At 66.8% G+C, this 20,466-nt stretch carries 21 protein-coding genes; 12 read left to right on the top strand and 9 right to left on the bottom strand.

The window, feature by feature from the left end:
- Positions 1 to 113: 113 nt before the first annotated feature.
- The 3 genes from CLU90_RS25445 (at position 114) to CLU90_RS25435 (ending at position 4,799) form a co-directional block, all read left to right on the top strand.
- Complete coding sequence (locus CLU90_RS25445; RefSeq protein WP_100429137.1) at positions 114 to 692, top strand: superoxide dismutase; 579 nt, start codon at positions 114 to 116, stop codon at positions 690 to 692.
- Positions 693 to 820: 128 nt separating this feature from the next.
- Positions 821 to 3,793, top strand: coding sequence for a sensor histidine kinase (locus CLU90_RS25440; RefSeq protein WP_100429136.1), 2,973 nt, complete (start codon positions 821 to 823; stop codon positions 3,791 to 3,793).
- A 130-nt stretch (positions 3,794 to 3,923) separates the two neighbouring features.
- Positions 3,924 to 4,799: a Kdo hydroxylase family protein gene (locus CLU90_RS25435; protein WP_100429569.1), complete on the top strand. Its 876-nt coding sequence runs from the start codon at positions 3,924 to 3,926 to the stop codon at positions 4,797 to 4,799.
- Positions 4,800 to 4,805: 6 nt separating this feature from the next.
- Here the strand turns inward: CLU90_RS25435 and CLU90_RS25430 are convergent, their stop codons facing one another.
- On the bottom strand, positions 4,806 to 6,386 hold the full coding sequence (locus CLU90_RS25430) for a CYTH and CHAD domain-containing protein (protein WP_100429135.1): 1,581 nt from the start codon (positions 6,384 to 6,386) through the stop codon (positions 4,806 to 4,808).
- Between the two features lie 121 nt (positions 6,387 to 6,507).
- On the opposite strand from CLU90_RS25430, the gene mgrA reads away from it, so the two are divergent.
- Together mgrA and CLU90_RS25420 are read left to right on the top strand one after the other, a co-directional pair.
- Positions 6,508 to 7,548 carry an L-glyceraldehyde 3-phosphate reductase gene (gene mgrA / locus CLU90_RS25425; protein ID WP_100429134.1) on the top strand — a complete coding sequence of 347 codons (1,041 nt, stop codon included), beginning with the start codon at positions 6,508 to 6,510 and terminating at the stop codon, positions 7,546 to 7,548.
- Positions 7,549 to 7,634: 86 nt separating this feature from the next.
- Positions 7,635 to 8,117 carry a hypothetical protein gene (locus CLU90_RS25420; protein WP_092715016.1) on the top strand — a complete coding sequence of 161 codons (483 nt, stop codon included), beginning with the start codon at positions 7,635 to 7,637 and terminating at the stop codon, positions 8,115 to 8,117.
- On the opposite strand, the gene CLU90_RS25415 is transcribed toward CLU90_RS25420, so the two are convergent.
- From CLU90_RS25415 to CLU90_RS25405, 3 genes are all read right to left on the bottom strand, one after another.
- Positions 8,102 to 8,578: a DUF2244 domain-containing protein gene (locus CLU90_RS25415; RefSeq protein WP_092715014.1), complete on the bottom strand. Its 477-nt coding sequence runs from the start codon at positions 8,576 to 8,578 to the stop codon at positions 8,102 to 8,104. The two genes, CLU90_RS25420 and CLU90_RS25415, sit on opposite strands and share 16 nt — an antisense overlap.
- A gap of 81 nt (positions 8,579 to 8,659) precedes the next feature.
- Positions 8,660 to 8,977 (bottom strand): hypothetical protein, encoded by a 318-nt coding sequence (locus CLU90_RS25410; protein WP_100429133.1) that lies wholly within the window; start codon positions 8,975 to 8,977, stop codon positions 8,660 to 8,662.
- 96 nt (positions 8,978 to 9,073) lie between these two features.
- Positions 9,074 to 9,376 (bottom strand): hypothetical protein, encoded by a 303-nt coding sequence (locus CLU90_RS25405; RefSeq protein WP_100429132.1) that lies wholly within the window; start codon positions 9,374 to 9,376, stop codon positions 9,074 to 9,076.
- A 286-nt stretch (positions 9,377 to 9,662) separates the two neighbouring features.
- Between CLU90_RS25405 and CLU90_RS29770 the strand changes: the two genes are divergently transcribed.
- The 7 genes from CLU90_RS29770 to CLU90_RS25370 all read left to right on the top strand — a co-directional run bounded on the left by CLU90_RS29770 (position 9,663) and on the right by CLU90_RS25370 (position 16,289).
- A complete protein-coding gene (locus CLU90_RS29770) occupies positions 9,663 to 9,980 on the top strand; it encodes a DUF4148 domain-containing protein (RefSeq protein WP_198511265.1) in 318 nt (105 codons plus the stop codon).
- 122 nt (positions 9,981 to 10,102) lie between these two features.
- A complete protein-coding gene (locus CLU90_RS25395; protein ID WP_100429130.1) occupies positions 10,103 to 11,515 on the top strand; it encodes an efflux transporter outer membrane subunit in 1,413 nt (470 codons plus the stop codon).
- Between the two features lie 73 nt (positions 11,516 to 11,588).
- Positions 11,589 to 12,095: a MarR family winged helix-turn-helix transcriptional regulator gene (locus tag CLU90_RS25390; RefSeq protein ID WP_100429129.1), complete on the top strand. Its 507-nt coding sequence runs from the start codon at positions 11,589 to 11,591 to the stop codon at positions 12,093 to 12,095.
- Between the two features lie 10 nt (positions 12,096 to 12,105).
- A complete protein-coding gene (locus CLU90_RS25385; RefSeq protein ID WP_232731330.1) occupies positions 12,106 to 14,250 on the top strand; it encodes an FUSC family protein in 2,145 nt (714 codons plus the stop codon).
- Entirely contained in the window at positions 14,240 to 14,440 is a 201-nt protein-coding gene (locus CLU90_RS25380; RefSeq protein WP_034751763.1) for a DUF1656 domain-containing protein, read from the top strand. The genes CLU90_RS25385 and CLU90_RS25380 overlap by 11 nt, the downstream gene beginning before the upstream one ends.
- A 38-nt stretch (positions 14,441 to 14,478) precedes the next feature.
- Positions 14,479 to 15,375 (top strand): efflux RND transporter periplasmic adaptor subunit, encoded by an 897-nt coding sequence (locus tag CLU90_RS25375; RefSeq protein WP_092715001.1) that lies wholly within the window; start codon positions 14,479 to 14,481, stop codon positions 15,373 to 15,375.
- Complete coding sequence (locus CLU90_RS25370; RefSeq protein WP_100429128.1) at positions 15,372 to 16,289, top strand: LysR substrate-binding domain-containing protein; 918 nt, start codon at positions 15,372 to 15,374, stop codon at positions 16,287 to 16,289. The genes CLU90_RS25375 and CLU90_RS25370 overlap by 4 nt, the downstream gene beginning before the upstream one ends.
- Positions 16,290 to 16,299: 10 nt before the next feature.
- Here the strand turns inward: CLU90_RS25370 and CLU90_RS25365 are convergent, their stop codons facing one another.
- The 5 genes from CLU90_RS25365 to CLU90_RS25345 form a co-directional block, all read right to left on the bottom strand.
- The gene (locus CLU90_RS25365; protein ID WP_100429567.1) at positions 16,300 to 16,848 is read right to left on the bottom strand and encodes an ester cyclase; all 549 of its coding nucleotides are present in this window, start codon (positions 16,846 to 16,848) and stop codon (positions 16,300 to 16,302) included.
- Between the two features lie 114 nt (positions 16,849 to 16,962).
- Positions 16,963 to 17,709 carry an SDR family oxidoreductase gene (locus CLU90_RS25360; protein WP_100429127.1) on the bottom strand — a complete coding sequence of 249 codons (747 nt, stop codon included), beginning with the start codon at positions 17,707 to 17,709 and terminating at the stop codon, positions 16,963 to 16,965.
- Positions 17,710 to 17,790: 81 nt separating this feature from the next.
- Positions 17,791 to 18,015, bottom strand: coding sequence for a hypothetical protein (locus CLU90_RS25355; protein WP_092714995.1), 225 nt, complete (start codon positions 18,013 to 18,015; stop codon positions 17,791 to 17,793).
- Between the two features lie 14 nt (positions 18,016 to 18,029).
- Positions 18,030 to 18,701, bottom strand: a complete 672-nt coding sequence (locus CLU90_RS25350; protein WP_092714993.1) for a thiol:disulfide interchange protein DsbA/DsbL — start codon at positions 18,699 to 18,701, stop codon at positions 18,030 to 18,032.
- A 146-nt stretch (positions 18,702 to 18,847) separates the two neighbouring features.
- Positions 18,848 to 20,383, bottom strand: coding sequence for a TonB-dependent receptor domain-containing protein (locus CLU90_RS25345; RefSeq protein ID WP_092714991.1), 1,536 nt, complete (start codon positions 20,381 to 20,383; stop codon positions 18,848 to 18,850).
- Positions 20,384 to 20,466 lie beyond the last annotated feature (83 nt).

The raw sequence follows: 20,466 nt of genomic DNA, 5'->3' as shown, positions 1-20,466 counted from the left end.
TCCGCTTTACAATAGTGGCTCGTTCAGCAAGAATGCCTGCTTCAAGCAAGCTTGGCTCAACCCTCCGGCCACAGGCCGGTAGACTCCGAATACTCACCACAAAGGGACATCACATGGAACATACTCTGCCACCACTGCCATATGAAATGGACGCTCTGGCGCCGCATATTTCGAAAGAAACCCTGGAATACCACTATGCCAAGCATCACCAGGCGTATGTCACCAACTTGAACAACATGATCAAGGGTACCGAGTTCGAGAACCTGTCGCTGGAAGAGATCATCAAGAAATCGTCGGGCGGCATCTTCAACAATGCAGCCCAGGTATGGAACCACACCTTCTACTGGAACGGCATGAAGCCGGCCGGCGGCGGCGCGCCTGCGGGTGCCGTGGCTGACGCGATCAACGCCAAATGGTCGTCGTTCGACAAGTTCAAGGAAGAATTCACCAAGTCGTGCGTGGGCAACTTCGGTTCGGGCTGGACCTGGCTGGTGCAAAAAGCCGACGGCTCCGTCGACATCGTCAACACCTCGAACGCCGGCTGCCCGCTGACCACCGGCGACAAGCCGCTGCTGACCTGCGACGTCTGGGAACACGCCTACTACATCGACTACCGCAACCTGCGCGCCAAGTACGTGGAAACGTTCTGGGGCCTGGTCAACTGGGACTTCGTTGCCAAGAACTTCGCGTAAGCGCCAGTTCCTGTCAACGTAGGGCGAAAAGAAGCCTGCGCCACCTGCGCAGGCTTTTTTTTGCCTGCTGAAAGGCACGGCGCTGCGCTACAATCACTGCCCCGCCACCGCTATCTTCCCCTGCCCCGATGTCCGCTCGCCTGCTGCGCCGCCTGTTGATCCTGCCCCTGCTGGCGTGCCACCTGCACGCGTGCGCTGCCGCCCCGTCTCCCCTGCTGTCCGACTACACCCACAACGCCTGGGGCGCCCTGCAAGGCGCGCCCGTCGACGTGCTGAAATTCGCCCAGGGCAAGGATGGCTGGCTGTGGATCGCCACGGCCACCGGCTTGTACCGCTACGACGGCGTGCGCTTCGACAGGGTCGACAGCGTGTACGGCCACCGCCTGCCGTCGAGCAATGTGCTGGGCCTGGCCACGCCGGCGGACGGCGCCGTGTGGGTCGGCTACCGCCTCGGCGGCGTCAGCGTCTTTCGCAAGGATGGCGTGCGCACCTACCGCGAGGCGGACGGCTTGCCGCCGGGCGCCGTGTTCCATATCGAGGTAGCGCCCGACGGCGCCATCTGGGTCGGCACGCGCGATGGCGCGGCGCGCCTGGCGCCGGGCGCGGACCGCTTCGTTGCGCAAGCGGCCAACGTGGGCCTGCCCGACAAGCGCGTCTACCAGATCCTGTTCGCGCGCGATGGCACGCAGTGGATGGGCACCATGCATGGCGCCTATTTCCGCAGGCCGGGCGAGACGCATTTTTCCCATGCCTGGCCGCGCACCATCCTCACCGGCATGGATGAAGCGCCCGATGGCGCCATCTGGGCCGTCGATGCGCAAAGCAATTACTATCGCGTGCGCACCAGCGCGCCGCGCGGCGGTGCGCCCATCCGGCCCGACGCCAGGGGCAACAGCATCCGTTTCGACCGCGCCGGTACCATGTGGCTGATGCAGCCCGACGGCATCGAACGCAAGTTCGACCCTTCCGGTCCCAGCCTGCCGGCCCAGCGCCTGACGCGCCAGAACGGCATCAGCGGCCCGTTGCCGCAAACCTCGTTCCAGGACCGCGAAGGCAATCTGTGGTTCGGCACCTCGACGGGCCTGGACCGGCTGCGGCCGAACCGCCTGAAGACCCTGGCCGTGGCCGTGCCCTTCGACCATCCCGGCATGCTGCCGGGGCCCGACGGCGACGTGTGGATCGGCGACTATGTCAGCGACGTGCGCAGCTTTACGGCCGACGGCATGAAAAAATTGATCTTGAAAGGGGCCTTGGCGGCCAGCCACTGGGCGCCCGACGGCACGCTATGGCTGGGCAACGAGCAGGAACTGCACCATCGCGCGCGCAACGGCGCCATGACGCGCGTGGTGGCGCCCGTGCAGGGACTCGATCCGCAGGCCCTGCAGCAAGACCGCTCGGGCGCCCTGTGGGCCTCGTTTTCCGGCGGCGGCCTGTTTCGCCTGAACGACGGAAAATGGAGCGCGAACGGCGGCCTCTCGGGCTTGCCGACGGTGCTGACGACGGCCATGGCGATGGATGGCGCAGGCACCGTCTGGCTGGGCCATGCCGACAATACCGTCAGCCTGGTGGCCGATGGCCAGCGCGCGGGCGCCGTCAGGCGGCTCGGCGCGCCCGAGGGACTGCAAGTGGGCACCGTGCTGCAGCTGTACCGCGATGGCGACGCGATGTGGGCTGGCGGCGAAAATGGCGTGGCCCTGTACCGTGCCGGCCGCTTCCACACCTTGCGCGGCGCGCGCGGCGCGGCGTTTCGCGGCGTGTCGGGCATCGTGCGCCTGCCGGACGGCGACCTGTGGCTGCATGGCGCGGACGGCATAGCCCATATCGGCGCCGCCAGCCTGGCCGCGTGGATGCGCGACGGCAGCGCTATTGCCTCGGAACGCTTCGACGCGCTCGACGGCTTGCAGGGCCATGCCTCGCAGCTGCGCCCCGTGCCGTCGCTGATCCATGCGCCCGATGGCCAGCTGTGGTTTTCCACCTCGGCCACCATCGGCATGCTCGACCCGCTGCACATCCGCCGCAACGCCCTGCCGCCGCCCGTGCAGATCCACAGCCTGCTGGCCGATGGCGCGCGCTACGCGCTGGACGACGGCAAGCCGCTGCACCTGCCGCAGGGCAGCAAGACCCTGCAGATCGGCTTCACGGCCCTGAGCCTGTCGATGCCGGAGCGCGTGCGCCTGCGCTACAAGCTGACGGGCGTGGACACGGGCTGGCAGGAGGCAGTGGGACGCCGCGAAGCCTACTACACCAACCTTGCGCCTGGCAGCTACCGCTTCGAGGTCACGGCCGCCAACGAAGACGGCGTGTGGAACACGCAGGGGACAGGGCTAGGCATCGTCATCGCACCGACCTTCGTGCAAACGTCGTGGTTCGTCGTGCTGCTGGCGCTGGGCGCCGCGCTGCTGCTGTATGGCGGCTATGTGCTGCGCATCCGCCACCTGACGCGCGACATGCAGGAACGGCTGCAGGAACGCTTGCAGGAGCGCCTGGCCGAGCGCTCGCGCATCGCCCGTTCGCTGCACGACACCCTGCTGCAAAGCGTGCAGGGCCTGATCCTCTCGTTCCATGCGCATGCCGACATGCTGCCCAAGGGCACGCGCGAACGGGCGCGCCTCGACGGCACCCTCAATCTGGCCGACCAGTTGCTGATCGAAGGACGCGACCAGATCATGGACTTGCGCGCCTCGGCCGAACCCGACGAACTGCGCCTGGCGCTGCAGCAATTCGGCAAGGGCCTGGCAGAACACCGCGCGCATGCCTTCGCCGTGCATGTGAGCGGCATCTGCCGGCGCCTGCAGCCGCGCGTGCATGACGAAATCTATGCCATCGCGCGCGAAGCGCTGTTCAACGCCTCGCGCTATGCCGAGGCGGCCAACATCGTGCTGGAACTCGACTATGCGGACCATGCCTTCACCCTGCGCGTGCGCGACGACGGCTGCGGCCTCGATGACGCCGTCGCGCAAACGGGCCAGCGGCCCGGCCACTGGGGTCTCGTCGGCATGCGCGAGCGCGCCGCCGCCATCAAGGCCAGCCTGCGCATCGACAGCCGGTCCGGCGCCGGCACGCAGATCGAAGTGAGCGTGCCGGGCCGCCTGGCCTACTGAGCCGCGCCGCTCGCCGCGCTTTCAATGAACCGCGATGTATCCACACCGTGCGCTGAAGCTGCGCCAGCGCAAACGGGAGCGGGCGGCAAGCGCCCATACTGGCCGCTCCGATGTCTTCCCCGTTTGTGCCATGAGCAAACTCATCGATATTTCCCTGGACCGGTGGGATGCCAGCGGCAACGCCGCGCAGCAGGCGGCGGCGCTGCAGGCGCTTGAAGATGGGCAGGTGCTGCTGTTGCCCGCGCTGGGCTTTCCCCTGCGACAGGAAGAACAAGCGCTGCTGAACGGCGCCGTGGGTAGCGCCGTCAGCGCCAAGAACATCAGCTGGGAGCCGGCGCGCGGCGTGCGCGGCCATGGCGACGCCTGCGATGCGACGCTGCTGGCCGCGCTGATGCAGCGCTATGCGCGGCACACGCAGCGCCTGCTGGCCGGCTTGCTGCCTCGCTATTCGGCCCACCTGCAGCAGGGCAAGGGCAGCTTTCGCCCCGTGGAAATCGCCGGCAGGGTGACCTCGTGGCGCAAGGACGATACGCGCCTGCACGTCGACAGCTTTCCCTCCTCGCCCACGCAGGGCCGGCGCATCCTGCGCGTGTTCACCAACATCCATCCGCGCGACGCACCGCGCGTGTGGAAACTGGGCGCGCCATTCGAGCAGGTGGCGCAGCATTTCCTGCCCGCCGCGAAACGTCCGCAACCGGTGCTGGCGGCCCTGCTGCAATGGCTGCGCGTCACCAAGTCGCGGCGCACGGCCTACGACCACTACATGCTGCAGCTGCACGACGCCATGAAGGCCGACCTCGGCTACCAGGCGCAGGTGGAACAGCACACGCATGCGTTCGCGCCGGGCCAGACGTGGATCGTCTTCAGTGACGTCGTATCGCACGCGGCCCTGCGGGGACAGCATGCACTGGAGCAAACCTGGCTGCTGCCCGTGCGCGCCATGGCCGCGCCGCACAAGTCGCCGCTGGCCATCCTCGAGCGCCAGTTGCAACGCCCGCTGGCCTAGCCGGGTTCAGGCCGGCAAGCGGGCCGCCTTGAAGCGCCGCCAGGCCTTGTGCATGCGGCCATCGCTGCCCTGCGCCTGCGCGCGCGCCGCCAGATAGCCGCGCACGAAGGCCGCGTGCAGGCGCAACCCGTCCTGGACGGCCTGGTCGGCCTGGTCAGCCTGAACTTCGGGCAATTGCCGCAGCAGCCGGTCGGCCACCTGCACGTCGTTCAGCCAGCCCAGTTCATCCTGCAAGGCCGACAGCCGCCCCACATATGGTTTCACGGCCCGGCCCGCAAACAGCGAGGCGAAAAATTCCGTCGCATAGCGCGTCTTCTTGGCCGCGATGCGCACCCGGTGGCGCTGCTGCGGCGTCGCATGCGGCAGGCGCTTGCCGCGCTGCATCAGCCGGCGCTGGTCCTTGCGCAGGGTGGCGCGGGCAAATGGCGAAACGCGCGCGTCCAGGCGCCGCAACTGGCGCGCGGAACAATTGTCGCGCCAGGCGCGCGCCTGCAGCCAGCGCTGCAAGCCCAGCATGCAAGCCGTGTAGCGCGCCGAGGTGACGGCCTGCGCCGCTTGCACGTGCTTGAGGCGCGCCTGCGCGTGCGCCGCCCCTGCCAGCGCCGCCGCATCCGTGGCCGCCTCGCCGTCGAGCTGCGCCAGGGTATTGCCTGCCAACACATCCCAGTCGCGCGCCTCGCCCAGCGCACCGCCCAGCCAAGCCAGTTCGCCCGTCAACGCATCGGGCAGCGCCAGCAGGGACTTGAACATGCCCAGCGCCGAGCGCAAGCGGCGCAGGCCCACGCGCATCTGGTGCACGCTTTCCACGTCCTCGCCCGCCGCCACGCCATCCTGGTTGCCGCTCACTTGCTCGAGGCAATTGCCGCAGATGGCGACGAAGGCTTGCTGCACCGTCATGCCGTCATCGAGCCGCAAAGGCTGCGCCTTGACGGCTTGCAAGGGATGCGATGCAGCCAAGCGGTAACCGCGCTCCGCCTTGCTCATGTGGCCCAGCTGCAGCGGCACGTCCCGCAGCAGGGACAGCGCCACGTCGAACAGGCTGGATGCCTGCCCCTGCTTCAATTCCAGTTCGATCTCGCTGACGGGCACGCTGCGCGCGCCACCATCGGCCCCATCCGCGCCGCTTTCGATGACACCCTGGTCCAGCACGCATTCGATCTCGTCGCCCTGCGGCGTGCGCAGCTGCCATACGGTGCGCTCCATGCGCGTGGTGAACACGGGCCGCAAGGCGTCGCGGATGGCGTCCTGGCGCAGCAGCGCGCGGATGGGCTGCTTGCGGCCGATGGCCGCATCGAGCGCGGCCAGGTCCGGTTGTGGCCCCGGCACCTCGCCCTCCCATTCGTGACGGCTGTGCAAGCCGCCGCTGACCGTGCCGCCCGCCTTCAGCGTCTGCACCCAGCGCCCGTCCACCTGGCGCACGCGCAAGCCCGCCTGGTGGCGGCACAGCTGCAGATCGGGCGTGTCGACATAGATATCGTGCATCCGCAGCAGTTGCGGCGCACCTTGCGTGGACTGCGCCAGCAGCGGGTGCGCGCGCAGACGGGGCGCGTCTTGCGGCGCCAGCAACAATTTCAATTCGATTTCCATGACCGCTCCTTGCGAGACTTCTCAACGCTTATTGTAAGGCGCGTCCGGCCACGCGCACGGCGCACGCACACGGACCTTGATTTTGCGCGAAAATGAGCGCTTCACTCAACCAGGAGATGCCATGACTTACCACGCCGCCGAGAACCGCTACGACAGCATGCAATACCGCACCTGCGGGCGCAGCGGGCTGAAACTGCCGCTGCTGTCGCTGGGACTGTGGCATAACTTTGGCGACAGCAACAACCTGGCTTCGCAGCGCGACATGCTGCGCACGGCGTTTGACCTGGGCATCACGCATTTCGACCTGGCCAATAACTACGGCCCGCCGTATGGCAGCGCGGAAAGCAATTTCGGCAAGCTGCTGCGCGACGATTTTCTGCCCTACCGCGATGAACTGATCATTTCCACCAAGGCGGGCTGGGACATGTGGCCGGGTCCGTACGGCCAGGGCGGCGGTTCGCGCAAATACGTGCTGGCCAGCCTGGACCAAAGTCTGAAGCGTCTGGGCCTCGACTATGTCGACATCTTTTACTCGCACCGCTACGACGCCGACACGCCGCTGGAAGAAACCATGGGCGCGCTGGCCACCGCCGTGCAGCAGGGCAAGGCGCTGTACGTGGGCCTGTCGTCGTATTCGCCGCAAAAGACGGCCGAGGCGGCCGCCCTGCTGAAGGAATGGAAAGTGCCGTGTCTGATCCACCAGCCGGCCTACAACATGCTCAACCGCTGGATCGAGGAAGACGGCTTGCTCGACACCCTGCAGCAGGAAGGCATGGGTTGCATCACGTTCACGGCGCTGGCGCAGGGGCTGCTCAGCGACAAGTACCTGGACGGCGTGCCGCAGGATGCGCGCGTCAACCGTCCCGGCGGCGGCTCGCTGCTGCAACAGCATTTGAGCGCGGAAAACCTGGCCCGCGTGCGCGCGCTGAACCAGATCGCCGCGCAGCGGGGACAAACCCTGGCGCAGATGGCGCTGGCCTGGGTGCTGCGCGATTCCCGCGTCACCTCGACCCTGATCGGCGCGAGCAGCAGCGCGCAAATCCGCGAAAACGTGGCCGCGCTGCAGCAATTGTCGTTCACGGCCGACGAGCTGGCCGCCATCGACGTGCAGGCGCGCGAAGGCCATATCAATCTGTGGGAAGGTCCGTCGCGGGCCACCTGATCTTGCGCCTTGCCCTGCGCTTGTGGGGCCGGCAGCCAGACGTTACACTGCCGCCTCCACAAGACTGCAACTTGCCACAAGGTCCCATGAAAGCTTTCTCCGCCATTACCCTATGTCTGCTGCTCGGCGCGACCCATGCCCATGCCGCCAACTATTGCGATTCGCCGCAATGGTCTATCGTGCACAACAAGAGCTACGACGAGGTGATGAAGATCGCCACGAAGCGCGACAAGATCCGCGACGCCGAATGCAGCTTTACCGACGTGATCCTGAGAATCCAGAACGAAGAGGCGGGCATCGAGCGCTATCCGGGCATCCTGCTCATCGCCGACCAGCAGGATGAAAACTTCGTCGTCACCAGCCGCGTCGGCGCCTACACCATCTTCAGCTACCGCTATAACGACAAGCAGTTGCTGCAGTTTGCCATGAAGGATCACAGCTGGGCCGAAGGGGAAGAATTCCAGGCCGGCGCCTACAAGATTACCGGCGTCAAGCAGTTCAAGACCATCACGGGCTTCCCCACCACCTTGCTGGTGGTCCAGACTTTCCAGTTTTACGGGCCCAAATAGGGCGGCAGCAGCGCGCATAGCTCCTGCGCCACCTGCTGTCGCCGTTCCGGCGTGGCAAACACGCCCACGTCCACGTGCGCGCCGCCATGGCCGGTATCGTTGATATGTATCAATTGACCTGGCCCTTGCGGCACGACGATACGCATGCGCCACGGTGCAAAGCGGTGGCGGCGGCAACGCCCGGCGCTGACCTGTTCGACGATCAGCTCGCCGTCGCGCAAGGCGATGTGCTCATAGTCGCGCGCATGGCGCAGGTAATGCAGCAGGGCGATGGCCACCAGGCACAGTTCGGCAAGCGAAAACACGGGAATGTACCAGAGGCCGCGCAGCGCAAAGGCGGCGGCAATGACGAGGGAAAACAGGCATAGCAAGCCATAGGCGCGCAGCAACTGGCGCGCCGTCAAGGCACTGTGGCGCGCCAGCAGCCATTGCGGCTGCTCGCGCGAGTGATCGCGTGGCATGGCGCCTCCCGCACTGTCGCACTATCGCCCTGTCGCCGCAGCGGCCCGCACGCCGCCAAGTACAGCCAGACCGCGCCCGGGTCAGGCGCCCATCCGCACCAGCGCGTGGCCCACGTGCTGCCACCAGTGATCGCGCGACTTGACCTGTTTCAGGCAAGACATGTCAATTTCCGTGGGAAACACGCGATCCTGGCACACCTTGGTTTCCAGGGCATGGCGCTGGTTTTCCGCCGCCGCCAGGGCCACGACGAGCCAGAACGCCAGCGCCAGCAATACCACCAGCAGACTCCAGGCCAGGTGATTGGTGTCGCTTTTTTCACCAAAAAACTCGCGCGGCCGCGTCTCGCGGTACATCGACATCAAGTCTTTTTCTTTCTCTTCCGACATCTGCGTTTGCATCCTCTGACATCCTATCCTGTGCCGGCCGGCTGGCCATCGCGGCGCGCACGCCGCCTTGACCACATTTTACGCTGATGGCGCAGGACAGGCGGTAATTCATGGGGGCAATTCACCACCACCCTGCGCCGGCGGCACCGGTGCCAGGCGCTCCACATGATCGACGTCGATGTCGCCGCCATCGGGCGACGCGTTGTGGGGTTCCACGCCGGCCCGCTCGCCCGTGCCGGCCGCATCGCTGTCGTTATCGAGCTCTTCCGCATCCTGGCCAGGCACGCCCTGCATGTCGCTGCCGCTGTCGGAGCTGTCGCTGGGCCCCAGTGCGCCCTTGCCATGGCCGCTGCCCAGGACGCGGTCGGGCGTGACGGGCAAATTGTCCGGATCGAGTGTGCTGCCGCTCATGGCTGACTCCCCTTGATAAAAAAACCAGCTTACTCCCCTGGCCCGGCCAGCGGCGCACGCCTGCACGGCATTTTCCGCAGGGAAAATGCGGCGACGCACAAATATTTTCAAAAATTACTTCACAAATGTACTATTCATTGCTATAGTTAATTCAAGTAAGCATCTTCTCATCCAGAAACTGCTTCATCGGCGGCACGGCGCCCACCAGCGCCATGCCGCCGAACCGACCGGTACGTGGCGAGCCGGCCCATCCACCCAGCCATCATGCACATCTTGGAGTCTTATCATGCAAGCCAAATCACTGATCGCAGCATTGTTTGCCATCACCACCGCCACCTCGGCTTTCGCCCAAAGCGCCGCGCCTGCGGCTGCCAGCCAGCAACTCACGCGCGCTGACGTCACGGCCGAATACATCCGTGCCCGCAACGCCGGCGAAATCGCCACGAGCGAAGTCGACTACCCGAAAACGCCGGCCACCGCCGCCAGCCAGGTGACGCGCGAACAAGTCATGGCCGAGTTCTACGCCGCCCGCAAGGCTGGTCTGATCCCGCAAACGGAAGCGGATTTTGACGTCGCGCAAACGGCAAAACACGTCGTGCAATAAGAAACCCGTCAGCCGGTTTCACTCAGTAACAACTCAGTTGCGGCGCAGCACCCCGGGCCACTCCCGGCGCTCACCGCGGCGAGCTGTCAGCATCGCCCCAACACCACCTTCCGGAGTCCTGCATGTCCCTGCACCGCCGCTTGCTTGCCGCCAGCCTGATCCTTGCCTTGAGCGCGTGCGCCGACATGGGCCATATCGCGCCGCAATCGGCCATGCTCGACGCCAACAAGCTGCAGGCGAGCCAAGCCATGGATGCCGCCGCCAGCGTCGCCATCCAATGGCCGCGCACGCAATGGTGGCAAGACTTGCACGACCCCCAATTGAACCGTTTGATGGACCAGGTCCTGGCCGACAGCCCCACCCTGCGCGGCGCCCAGGCGCGCGTGCGCCAGGCCGAGGCGCTGGCCGGCGCTGCCGAGGACAAGACCCGTCCGCAGGCCGACGCGGCCGTTTCCATCAACCGCGAACTGTATTCGCAGCACGGCAGCACGCCGGCGCCGCTGGCCGGCAACTACGCGTGGCGCAACCAGGCCACCGTCACGGCCTCCTACGACCTGGACCTGTGGGGCCGCAACCGCGCCGCCCTGTCCGCCGCGCTGGGCGACGTGCAGATGGCCTCGGCCGAATCGCAGATGGCCCGCCTGGCCCTGGAAACGGCGCTGGTGCGCACCTACATCCAGCTGTCGTATGAATTCCAGCTGCAGGACGTGATCGAACGCAGCCTGGCGCAGCGCGCCCGCATCCTCGACATCACGCGTCAGCGCAAGCAAGCCGGCATCGGCACGGACATCGACGTGGCGCAGATCGAAACCACCTTGCCGGCCGGACGCCGCCAGCTGGAACAGTCGGCCGAATCGCTGTCACTGCTGCGCAACCAGCTGGCGGCGCTGGCGGGCAAGGGTCCGGCGGCCGGCGCGGCGCTCACGCGCCCCGTGCTGCGCCTGGACCAGCCGCTGGCCATCCCCGCCGCCCTGCCGGCCGACCTGATCGGCCGCCGTCCCGACATCGCCGCCCAGCGCTGGAGAGTCGAAGCGGCGGCGCGGCGCATCGACGCCGCCAAGGCCGAGTTCTACCCGAACGTCAACCTGGTGGCCTTCGCCGGCTTCCAGGCCTTCGGCTTCAGCCATTTTCTCGACGCCAACTCGGACATCCGCGGCGTTTCGCCCGCGCTGAGCCTGCCGATCTTCGCCGGCGCCCGCCTGCGCGCCCAGCTGGGCAGCCAGACGGCCGTGTACGACGGCGCCGTGGAGCAGTACAACGCCACCGTCATCAACGCCATGTCGGACGTGGCCAACGCCGTCACCCGCGCGCAATCGCTTGCCAAGCAGCACCAGCTGACCGCGCAGGCGCTGGCCACGGCGCAGCGCGCGCGCGACCTGGCGGAGAAGGCCTACAAGGCGGGCATGAGCGACGCCATCGCCATGCTCAACACGCAAGTGGCGCTGCTGGCGGAAGAACAGCAGCAGGCGCAAAATGGGGCGCGCGAGCTCGATCTGTACGTTTCCTTGATGAATGCGCTAGGAGGCGGCATCTGAGCTTGCAATCCTGGCATTGCCCTAGCCCAACAAGATACAATCGGCACTTTATTCACACATGAAGGAATATGACATGACCGCTTTTGACGCCACCTCCAAGCGGCTGAAAAACATCCGCACGCGCATGCCAGGCTTCCCCATGGAACTGATGCGTTTGCTGCGCATGACGTACCACATTCAAAAAGGCATGAAGGACCTGACCAATGCCGCGCTGAAAAAGCACGATCTGGTCGATGCCAGCTACATGGTGCTGGCCGTGCTGTACGGCACGGAAGACGAAACTTCGAACGCCTGCACCCTGGGCATGGCCTGCCATGAAAAGCCGGCCAACCTGACGCGCGTGTGCAACGACCTGGAAACGCGCGGCCTGATCCATCGGGGCACGCGTCCCGGCGACCGCCGCTCCGTGATGATCTCGCTGACCGACAAGGGCCGCGCGCTGATCGAGACGGCGCTGCCCGACGTGTACCAGGAAACGTCGGCCCTGTACGAAGGGTTCACGGAAGAAGAGCTGCAAGTGCTCGACAAGCTGTACATGCGCCAGCTGCGCAACCTGAACAATCTCAACAACCAGAACTGATAGCCTATCGATGACGCCAGCCACAGCAACAACACCTATAGACGGCCCCCTGACCCGGGCGGCCCGCTGGCTGGCGCTGGCGCTGCAGGACTGGCGCGCGACGGAAGGCGAACGCTGGATCTACGTCGGCAAGACCCTCATCGCCGCATTCTGCGCCCTGTGGCTGGCCTACCGCCTGGGCCTCGATTCGCCCAGCACGGCGATGACCACCACCATCATCCTGGCCCTGCCCAGCAGCGGCATGGTGCTGGAAAAAAGCTTTTACCGCCTGTGCGGCACCCTGCTCGGCTGCACGGCCGCACTGACCCTGATCGGCCTGTTCCCGCAGCAGCCCGTGCTGCTGTTCGCCGGCCTGGCCCTGTGGGTGGGCTTGTGCACGAGCGGCTCGGCCCTGCACCGCAACGCCCAGTCGTATGTGTACGTGCTGGCCGGCTACACGGCTTGCATGATCGTGCTGCCCGCCATCGAGCAGCCGATGCAGGTCTTCTCGCTGGCCGTCACGCGCGTGGCTGAAGTGAGCCTGGGCATCATCTGCTCGGCCGCCGTCTCCAGCGTGCTGCTGCCGCGCCACCAGGGCACGCAGGTGATGCGCACGGTGCAGGCCCGCTACGGCAAATTCCTTACTTTTTGCCAGGACGTGCTGCAGCAAAAGCTCACGCCGGCCCAGGTGGAACTGACGCATTTGCAGTTTGCCGCCGACGTGGCGGCGCTGGAACTGGGCCGCTCGGCCGCCCTGTTCGAAGTCACCAGCAAGGTCAGTCACGTGCGCGCACAAAACCGCAAGCTGCACGCCTTCAACGCCACCTTCATGACGGCGCTGACCACCTTCTATACCTTCCACCGCCTGTTCGACCGCCTGCAGCGCGATGGCGAAACCCAGGTCATGCAGGCCTGCGCGCCGTTGTACGCCATCGTCGCCGAAGCGCTGCAAACGACGCCCTCGCAAGACTCGCTCGACACCATGCAGCGGCATTTGCAAACGGCGCTGGGCCAGGCCCGCGCGGACATCGACAGCACCCACGTCGCGCATGCGCAGCGCATCGATTTCGACACCGTGTGCGAACTGCTCGAACGCTTCGCGCGCGACATGAGCCGCTTTCACGAAGTGTATTTCAGCCTCGTGCACGACACGCCGCTGGAAGTGAGCACGCCGCAGGCGTATGCGCCGAAGACGCCGCCCGCGCTGGTGCTCGCCAGCGGCGCGCGCGCCGGCATCAGCCTGGCCTTGCTGGCGCTGGGCGCCTACTTCCTCGCCTGGCCCTACGCCAGCACGGCGATGCTAATGGCGGCCGTGTTCTGCGCGCTGGCCTCGTCCTCGCCGCGTCCCATCATGATGATCCGCCAGGTGCTGGCGGGCTTCCTCATCGCCATGCCGCTGTCGCTCGTCTGCGTGTATTTCGTGCTGGTGCACGGCGACGGCTTCCCCATGCTGGTGCTCAGTTTTGCGCCGTTCCTCGCCGTCGGCCTGTACCTGATGACGAATCCCGCCAAGCTGGGCGTGGGCCTGGGCGTGTCGACCTTCATCACGCAGATGGCGCCGACGAATGTGATGCACGTCGACGGTGCAGCCTTTTTGAACACGGGCATGGCCCTGATCGTGGGCCTGATGCTGGCCGCCCTCGTGTTTGCCGTGCTGCTGCCCGAGCACACGATGGGCCACAAGGACCATATCGGCCGGGCCCTGTGGCGCGAAGCGCTGCATGCGTGCACGGCCCCGGCGCGCCGTGTCAAACACCGCTTCGACAACCGCGTGCGCGACCTGCTCAGCCAGCTCAACGCGGCGGCCGGCCCGGCGCCGGGCGAAGCGACGCGCGCCGTCGTGCGCCAGGCCTTGACCCTGCTGGAAATCGGCCATTCCGTGATCGAACTGCGCGAACTGATCGCGACCGCCAGGCCAGGCGCCACGCGCCACGCGCTGCAGCAGTGCGTGGACCACATCGCCGCCTGGCTGCGCACGCGCGGCGACGCGCAACTGCAGGCGGCGCTGGCGGCCACCCTGCAGGCGGGCGCCGTCGTGCGCGCGGCGCAGGCCGAAGCCGGTACGGCGCCGGAACGGGGCATGCGCCTGCACACGGCGCTGGCCGACCTGCACTCGATCTACACCTCATTACTCGACCATATGGCGCCTGGCGCCGGAGACCACCATGCCGCGTGAATTCGCCCTGTTCGGAATTCTGATTCCTACCCTGCTGCCCCTGTTCCTCCTCAGCATAGCCCTGCAAACCCTGCTCGACCGCGTGCTGGGCTGGCTGGGCGTGTACCGCATGGTGTGGCATCCGTCGCTGGCGCGGCTGTGCATCTTCATCGCCATTTTCGGCGCGCTGGCGCTATCGCTTTACAAATAAAAAAAACCGTTCAACCCGATCAAGGAAAGGCTGCCGACATGGTAAGCAAACTGACCCGCTATGCAATCACCGTGCTGCTATTGGCAGCCGCCCTGTGGATAGGCAAGACCGTCTGGGACCGCTACATGGAGTCGCCGTGGACGCGCGACGGCCGCATCAAGGCCGACATCGTCAACATCAGCGCCGACGTGGCCGGCACCGTCACGGACGTGCTGGTACGCGACAACCAGGTCGTGCAAAAGGGCGACGTGCTGTTCGTCGTCGACAAGGAACGCTACGCGAGCGCGCTGGCGCAGGCCGACGCCGTGCTGGCCGCGCAAAGGACGGAGCAAGGCCGCCGCGGCAAGGAAGCCCAGCGCCGCGCAGGCCTGGACGCCAGCATCATCTCGACGGAAAGCCGCGAAAGCGCGGCGTTTGCCGCCACCTCGGCCACCTCGCAAGTGCAGGCCGCCGTGGCCGCCCGCGCGCTGGCCCAATTGAACCTGGAGCGCACCACCGTGCGCGCGCCCGTCAGCGGCTACGTGACGAACCTGAACGTGCACAAGGGCGACTTCGCGGCCGTCGGCGCGGCCAAGCTGGCCGTCATCGACAGCGCCTCGTACTACGTCGTCGGCTATTTCGAAGAGACCAAGCTGGGCATGCTGGCGCAGGACGACAAGGCGGAAATGAATCTGATGAGCGGCGGCACCCTGCACGGCCACATCGAAAGCATCGCGCGCGGCATCACCGACCGCGACGCCGCCACAGGCCGCGAACTGCTGGCCGACGTCAACCCCACCTTCAACTGGGTGCGCCTGGCGCAGCGCGTGCCCGTGCGCATCCACATCGACGAGCAGCCGAAAGGACAATTGCTGGTGGCCGGCACCACCTGCACCGTGGTGATCACGCCGCATTCGGCGCCGGCGCCGAAACCAGCGGCCGCGCACCCGGCATGAGCCGCGGCGGCGCCGGACGCCTGGCGGAAATCGCGCTGTTCCTCGACGCCGCGGCGCTGGGCAGTTTTTCCGCGGCCGGCCGCAAGCACGGCCTGTCGCCGGCCGCCGCCAGCGCCGCCATCGCGCGCCTGGAAACGGCGCTGGGCGCCACCCTGTTCGAACGCACCACGCGCCAGCTGCGCCTGACGCAAGAAGGCCTGCACTACCGCCGCTACAGCGAACAGGCGCTCGACTTGCTGGCGCAGGCCGAAGACGGCTTGCACGCGGGCGGCGACGCCGTGCGCGGCATGGTGCGCATCTCGGCGCCGTCCGACATCGGCCGCCAGCTGCTGCTGCCCATGCTCGACCGCTTTGCCGCGCTGCACCCGCAGGTGCGCCATGCGCTGACCCTGACGGACGCCACGGCCAACCTGGTGCAGGACGACGTCGACCTGGCCATCCGCTACGGCGAGCTGCCCGACAGCGACATGGTGGCGCGCCTGCTGCACCCGGGCCGGCGCGTCGTGTGCGTGGCGCCCGCGCTGGCCGCCAGGCTCGGCGTGCCGGCCGCGCCGCGCGACCTGGCGTCGCTGCCCACCCTCGTGCTCACGGCCGGCGACGGCGCGCCGCAGGAATGGCGCTACCGCGAAAACGGCAAGCGCCACGGCTTGCGCCCGCAGGGGGACTGGCACAGCAACGACGGCGAAATCATCCGCCGCTGGGCCGTGGCCGGCCATGGCTATGCCTACAAATCGCTGCTCGACATCGGCGACGACCTGCGCGCGGGGCGCTTGCAGACGGTGCTCGACGAATATTTTGCCGACAGCGTGCCCCTGAACCTGCTGTACCGGCGCAGCCGCTTCCAGCCGCCGCGCGTCACGCTGCTGGCCGACTTCCTGCTGCAGCAGTTTTCCTCGCTGCCGGCGCAGCCCTAGCGGGACGCCATCACGGCGCCAGCACGCCCAGCTGGCGCAGCAGGGTCAGATTGTCTTCCAGGTGCCAGTTGTCGCTGATGCGCCCCTGCCCATTCACGCGGTACAGGTCGAACGCATGGAAATCGATGGCTTGCCCCTGGCCGCGCAGCTCGCCCTGTGGCGTGGGGAAGACGCCAGTGAAGCGGCCCGTGAAATGCAGGCGCAGGCTGACCCGGTCGCCGGCCACCAGCATCTCCTCGATGGCGACCTTCAAATCCGGCACGGCCGCATGGAACACTTGCGACGCCTGCAGCGGGCCGGCCAGTCCCTGCGGCCGGCCGGCGGGCAAACTGCGGTCGATGAAATCGTCGGCCAGCGCCAGCCGCGCCAGGGCCGGGTCGCCGCTTTGCCAGAACGCGGCGTAGCGGCGCGCGGCCAGCGCCGTTTTATCCGTGGCGGTGGCGCCGGACAGCTGGGCCGGCATGGGCAAATCCATGGCCGCATGGGCTGGCACGGCGGCCAGCAGCGACAGGGCCAGGATGGCGGGGGCAACAACGGAGGCGGAAGCAGATACGGGCATGATGAATCCAGGTTGGTTGATCGGCGTGCACATGACACCCCGCCATTCTGGACTCGCTTGTCCTGCTTGATAATTGGTCCCGCGCTTGAATCAATTACTTGTAGCAGTTGAAGATCAGCGCCCGCCCGCCACGTCGAGGATGCTGCCCGTGACATAGCTGGCACCCGGTCCCAGCAGGTACAAAATCGCATCGGCGATTTCTTCGGGCTGGCCGCCCCGCTGCATCGGCACGCCGGGCGCCAGACGCGCCACCCTGCCCGGTTCGCCGCCCGACGCGTGGATCTCCGTATAGATGATGCCGGGCCGCACGCCATTGACGCGGATGCCCTCGGCCGCCACTTCCTTCGCCAGGCCCAGGGTCAGGGTATCGACGGCGCCTTTCGAAGCCGCGTAATCGATGTATTCGTCCGGAGAGCCGAGGCGCGCCGCCGCCGACGACACGTTCACGATGCGCCCGCCCTGCCCGCCATGGGCCGTCGACATGCGCCGCACGGCTTGCTGGCAGCACAGGAAATAACTGATCACGTTGGTGCGCAGCACGCGTTCGAGGCGCTGCACGGACATGTCGGCGAGCCGGCATTTCTGCTCCAGCACGCCCACATTGTTGACCAGCGCCGTCAAGTTTCCCAGGCGCGCGTCGACTTCCGCAAACAGGCGCGCCACGTCCGCTTCATCGCTGGCGTCGGCCTGCACGGCGATGGCCTCGCCCCCGTCGGCCACGATGCGCGCGCACAGCGCGTCGGCCGCCTGCGCGTCGCGCACATAGTTGATGCACACGGCATAGCCCTGGCGCGCCGCCAGCAGCGCCGTCGCCGCGCCGATGCCGCGGCTGCTGCCCGTAATCAAGATCACTTCTTTCATTGTCCCTCCTGAATAGTGGTGGCTTCATCATACGCGGACGAAAAAAAACCCGCGCGCGGCGGGTTTTTCCTACTAACACATTCAATTTCGGAAATGCGTCATGGCGTAAGTGAGGTGCTGCCACCAGTGTTCGCGCGTCCGCACGGACGCCAGGCATTTCGCGTCGACCTCGTTCTTGAACGCGGGGTCCACGCAAGCCTTGGTCACCAGCGCATTGCGCTGATTTTCCACGTTGACGATGGCAATCGCCAGCCAGGCCACGAGGGCCACGGCCAGTACGCACAAAGTCCAGGGCAGCTGTTTCATGGTGATCTCCAGTGTTACTTCTTCGCCGGCGCGGGAGCGCGCTCTTTCAGCACGCGCGCCACCAGTTCATCCATCACGCGCAGGGTCGCCGCCTGGGTCTGCGGCTCGGACTGGCCAGGACGCGACAACTGCGCCGGCGACGTGACGAAGCGGCCATCGATGACGATGGTCGGGGCGCTGTCGATCTTGCTGGCGGCGATCAGCTGCTCGTTGCGTTTCAGCTTGGTCTGCACGCCGAAGGAATTGAACATGTCCAGGTATTTGGCCTTGTCGATGCCATTCTTGACCAGCAGGTCGAGGATGGCGTCATCGCGGTTCAGGCGGTTGCGCTCGACGTGGATGGCGCGGAAGATCTTGTCGTGGAACTGGTCCAGCTGGCCCATCGCTTCCAGGGTGGCATAGGCGTGCGCCTGCGGGTCTTTCGGGCCGGTGGCAGCCAGGTGGACGCGGCGGAAGGCGATCTTGTCGCCCTGCTTCTTGACCCAGTCGTGCATCAGCGGATCGAGCGCGTAGCAATGCGGGCACGAATACATGAAGTACTCGACCACTTCCACCTTCTTGCCCGTGTCCGTACGCACTGGCGTCGTGAGCGTGGTAAAGCCGGTATCGGCCGCCATGGCGCCGCCGGTGGCCGCCACCAGGGTGACGGCGGCAAGCAGGGGACGCAAGAAACGCAGAAAACGCATATAAATCCTTCATCATAAGTGGTCGTGAACGGGGCGAGATTACCACTTTTTGCGCCGGGCGATGAGGCCAGGCCGGAAAAAAAGCGCTTTTATCCGCTCCGTTTGCGCCCGCTTAAGCCGCATTTAAGCCCTGGCGCGACCCTGCCTCAGAAATGGTAGCGCGCCGACACGCGCAGCTGGCGCGCATCGTTGAGGTAGATGCTGGAGCGGCAGCCCGGCGCATCGCCGTAATGGCGGCGGTCCGTCAGGTTGCTGCCGGCCAGTTCCAGCTCCCAGGCGCCCAGCTTGCGCGCATAGCGTCCGTCCACGGTGGCAAACGCAGGCACTTGCGCCAGGCAGCTGCTGGCGAAATCGGGGCCATAGCGCAGGGCGCGCAGCCATTGCACGCCGACGTCGGCACTGGCGCCGCCCTGCCCCGTCCAGTACAGGCGCAGGCTGGCCAGGGTCTTGGGCACGAGGGCGATGTCCGGGCCGTCGTAGGCGTAATCGTCATAGCGCGCATGCACTTGCCGCAATTGTCCGTCGAGGCGCCAGCCGCGCGCCAGCGCCATGCTGGCCTCGATGGCGATACCGTCGCGGCGCGAGGGATCGAGGTTGCCCGCAAAGCCCAGCTGGCCCAGGCTCTGGTCGAAGACGATCTGGTTGCTCAGGCGCTCGCTGAACACGCGCACGGAAGCGCTGCGCGCCGCGTCGCCAAAGGTCGCGCCCACTTCCATTTCGCGCCGCAGCTGTCCCGCCAGGGGGCGGTAGCCGGCGCGGGTATAGCCGTCGTCGTCGATGCGGTAGCTGCGCGCGGCCTTGGCGTACACGCTCAGCTGCGGGCGCAGCTGCAGGCTGCCCTGCACGTCCCAGGCATTCTGGTTTTCCCAGTCGCTGCCGCCGGCGGGCATGTCGGCCGGATCGAGCTGGAACTGTTCATGCCGCAGTCCCAGCAGCACGCGCGGCGCGTACGGGCCGCCGAAGGCCAGCTCTTCGCGCAGCAGCAGCGCGCGCGAGTACTGGCGGCGCTGCGCATCGCCATCGCGGCCCGAGCGCCGCTGCCACTGCATCAGGTCCAGGCCCACTTCCGTATCCGTGCCCACGCCGCCCACCTTGCCGTAGTGGCGCAGGCGGGGCGCGAGTTGCCGGCGCCGGCTGCTGTACGTCGATACGCTGCTGCCGTCCTCGCCCGCATAGTGGGCCGTGGCGCGTTTTTCCCGCTGCGACAGTTCCACGCCCAGCTCGAACTTGCCCACATAGCGCTGCACGAAGGCGCTGCCGCGCCGCACCTCATAGCGGTACAGGTCTTCCGGACGGGCCGCCAGCAAGGCCAGGAACGGCGCCTCGGGCGCGGGGTAGCGCGTGTCCTGCTTCAGCTGGTCGGCGCTGAAACCGAAGCGCCCCTCGCGCGCCTTCCATTCCGCGCCGCCATTGAAGCCATGCTGGTGAAACACGCTGCCATCGCGGTAATTGCCATTGCGCAGCCCGTCGATGGCCGCGTCGAGCGACATGCCGCCCTGGTCGCGCGACAGGGCGCCGCGCACGCTGTGCTGGCCACCCTGTCCCAGTTCGGCGGACCAGGCGCCATGCGTGACGCCGGGCGCGCCGGCATCGGCGCCTTCCTGCGCACACGCCGGCATGGCCAGGGCGCACAACAGCAAGGTGCGCGTGGCAATGGTCAGGGCGGAAGGGGCAGGCATCATGGCGGAAAGCTGGGTGCGCTACCGGGGCGCGCACGCACGGTAGTAGGGAGGATCGCAAAAGCGAATCATTATACGCACGGCGC

The organism is Janthinobacterium sp. 67, from assembly GCF_002797895.1.
In the GTDB taxonomy this organism is placed as follows: Bacteria; Pseudomonadota; Gammaproteobacteria; order Burkholderiales; family Burkholderiaceae_D; genus Janthinobacterium.
The sequence above is the reverse complement of the archived record's forward strand: the minus strand, read 5'-3'. Positions and strand labels throughout refer to the sequence as shown.